This window comes from Anaerotignum faecicola (genome assembly GCA_024460105.1).
In the GTDB taxonomy this organism is placed as follows: Bacteria; Bacillota; Clostridia; order Lachnospirales; family Anaerotignaceae; genus JANFXS01.
This window is the reverse complement of record JANFXS010000179.1, coordinates 1-496: the sequence shown is the minus strand read 5'-3', so window position 1 is coordinate 496 and position 496 is coordinate 1. Positions and strand designations below refer to the sequence as shown.

The window sequence follows — 496 nt, the reverse complement described above, 5'->3', positions numbered from 1 at the left end:
GGCTTATCCGTGAGGGGATTCAATTTGAAACGGAAAAGCTGTTTATGAAGGAGTTCTGGGAGAACGGTATGAAATTTGCCTTTTTTCGGGGCCCAGATGGAGAGCGGCTGGAGATCGCGGAATATTGAGAGAGGGTGGTAACATGGAGCAGGAGTTATATCAGAGATTGCTGAGAAGCCTGGCGGCTGGGGAATACCGGATTGATGCCGGAGGTGCAGAGATAGCGGTGCGGGACTGTTTTGACCGGATTCCAGGCCATCTCGATCCGAGGACTGAGGCGGCTGCCTCTGTGACGCGGGAAGACTTCGAGACGAGAGCAGGGGAGATTGATCCGGAGCTTACGAGGAATCAGGACAAGCTTCTGGGTATGGATAACCCGGAAGGACACAGTCTGCTGGAGCAGCTGAGATACCAGTTTGGCTGGAGAACACTGGACAGGAGTAAAGGAATTGAGACGAGATATGAAACATTCCTGGTGGACGGCTGTGAGGGAACC

At 53.2% G+C, this 496-nt stretch carries 1 protein-coding gene; it reads left to right on the top strand.

Annotated features, from left to right (window positions below; all coding sequences use genetic code 11):
- Positions 1-142: 142 nt before the first annotated feature.
- Positions 143-496 (top strand): alpha/beta hydrolase (locus NE664_13395; GenBank protein MCQ4727627.1); only part of this gene is annotated, 354 nt, incomplete at its 3' end.